Consider the following 2,583-nt stretch of genomic DNA (forward strand, 5'->3'; position numbering starts at 1 on the left):
CAGCCGCATCGCCCGCAACACCTCGACCATCCTCCTGGAGGAGTCGCACCTCGCCCGGGTGATCGACCCGGCGGGCGGCTCCTGGTACGTGGAGCGCCTCACCGACGAGCTGGCCCACGCGGGCTGGGAGTTCTTCCAGGAGATCGAGCGCGCGGGCGGCCAGGCGGCGGCCCTGCGCTCCGGCCTGATCGGCGAGCGTCTGGCCGCCACCTGGGCCAGGCGCAGCGAGAAGCTGGCCAAGCGGCGTGAACCGATCACCGGGGTCAGCGAGTTCCCGAATCTGACGGAGCGTCCGGTCGAGCGCACGGCGTCGCCCGCCGGGGCGACGGGCGGCCTGCCGCGGGTGCGCCGCGACGAGGCGTACGAGGCCCTGCGCTCACGCTCGGACGCCCACCTCGCGTCGACGGGGGCCCGCCCCAAGGTGTTCCTCGCCGCGCTCGGCCCGGCCGCCGCGCACACCGCACGGGCCTCCTTCGCCGCGAACCTCTTCCAGGCGGGCGGCATCGAAGCCGTGCACGACCCGGTGACGGTGGACGCGACGACGGCCGCCGAGGCGTTCAAGGCCAGCGGTGCCACGGTGGCGTGCCTGTGCTCCAGCGACGCGCTGTACGAGGAGCAGGCCGCCGGGGTCGCCGACGCGCTCAAGGCCGCCGGCGCCCGGCGGGTGTTCCTCGCGGGGCGGCCCGCCGAGTTCGCCTCGGTCGACGCGTACGTCTTCGCGGGCTGCGACGCCGTGTCCGTGCTCTCCTCCACCCTCGACCACATGGGAGTGGCGTAATGGCGATCCCCGACTTCACCGGCGTCGGCCTGACGCCGGACGCCCCGTCCGAGGCCTCCGCCGTCTCCAAGGACCAGTGGCGCAGCGCCGTCAAGGAGTCCACCGGCAAGGCCGACGACGACCTCCTGTGGGAGACCCCGGAGGGCATCGCGGTCAAGCCGCTCTACACGGGCGCCGACCTCGAAGGCCTCGACTTCCTCCAGACGTATCCGGGTGTGGCGCCGTACCTGCGCGGCCCCTACCCGACGATGTACGTCAACCAGCCCTGGACGATCCGGCAGTACGCGGGCTTCTCCACCGCCGAGGAGTCCAACGCCTTCTACCGCCGCAACCTCGCGGCGGGCCAGAAGGGCCTCTCGGTCGCCTTCGACCTGCCCACCCACCGCGGCTACGACAGCGATCACCCGCGGGTGACGGGTGACGTCGGCATGGCGGGCGTGGCGATCGACTCGATCTACGACATGCGTCAGCTCTTCGACGGCATTCCGCTGGACAAGATGACCGTGTCGATGACGATGAACGGCGCCGTGCTGCCCGTACTGGCGCTGTACATCGTGGCCGCCGAGGAGCAGGGCGTAGCGCCCGAGAAGCTGGCCGGGACCATCCAGAACGACATTCTCAAAGAGTTCATGGTCCGCAACACCTACATCTATCCGCCCAAGCCCTCGATGCGGATCATCTCCGACATCTTCGCGTACACCTCGCAGAAGATGCCGCGCTACAACTCCATCTCGATCTCCGGCTATCACATCCAGGAGGCCGGAGCCACGGCCGACCTGGAGCTGGCCTACACCCTCGCCGACGGCGTGGAGTATCTGCGGGCCGGGCAGGAAGCGGGCCTGGACGTCGACGCGTTCGCGCCGCGGCTCTCGTTCTTCTGGGCGATCGGCATGAACTTCTTCATGGAGGTCGCCAAGCTCCGCGCGGCGCGCCTGCTGTGGGCGAAGCTGGTCAAGCAGTTCGACCCGAAGAACCCCAAGTCGCTTTCCCTGCGCACCCATTCGCAGACCTCGGGCTGGTCGCTGACCGCGCAGGACGTGTTCAACAACGTCACGCGTACGTGCGTCGAGGCGATGGCGGCGACGCAGGGCCACACCCAGTCGCTGCACACGAACGCCCTGGACGAGGCACTCGCCCTGCCCACCGACTTCTCCGCGCGCATCGCCCGCAACACCCAGCTGCTCATCCAGCAGGAGTCGGGCACCACGCGCACGATCGACCCGTGGGGCGGCAGCGCCTACGTCGAGAAGCTGACGCACGACCTGGCGCGGCGCGCCTGGCAGCACATCGAGGAGGTCGAGGCGGCCGGCGGCATGGCGCAGGCCATCGACGCGGGCATCCCCAAGCTGCGCGTCGAGGAGGCCGCGGCCCGCACGCAGGCCCGCATCGACTCCGGACGCCAGCCCGTCATCGGCGTCAACAAGTACCGCGTGGAGACCGACGAGCAGATCGACGTCCTGAAGGTCGACAACTCCTCGGTGCGCGCCCAGCAGATCGCCAAGCTGGAGCGGCTGCGCGCGGAGCGGGACGAGAGCGCCTGCCAGGAGGCGCTGCGGGCGCTCACCACGGCGGCCGGGCGCGAGCCCGGCCCGGGCCTGGAGGGCAACCTCCTCGCGCTGGCGGTCGACGCGGCCCGCGCGAAGGCGACGGTCGGCGAGATCTCGGACGCCCTGGAGTCCTCGTACGGGCGGCACGCGGGGCAGATCCGTACGATCTCCGGTGTGTACCGCACCGAAGCAGGCTCGTCGCCGTCCGTGGAGCGCACCCGCACGCTCGTCTCGTCCTTCGAGGAGGCCGAGGGGCGC

General features: G+C 71.0%; 2 protein-coding genes. Both read left to right on the top strand.

Going from position 1 to position 2,583, the window contains the following annotated elements:
- Positions 1–778 (top strand): methylmalonyl-CoA mutase family protein (locus ACQKIP_RS44965; RefSeq protein ID WP_427745644.1); only part of this gene is annotated, 778 nt, incomplete at its 5' end.
- Positions 778–2,583, top strand: a 1,806-nt coding sequence (scpA, locus tag ACQKIP_RS44970; RefSeq protein WP_427745645.1) for a methylmalonyl-CoA mutase, incomplete at its 3' end; no start/stop codon positions are given. The genes ACQKIP_RS44965 and scpA, both read left to right, overlap by 1 nt.

The organism is Streptomyces sp. NPDC059900 (assembly GCF_050270335.1).
GTDB lineage: Bacteria > Actinomycetota > Actinomycetes > Streptomycetales > Streptomycetaceae > Streptomyces.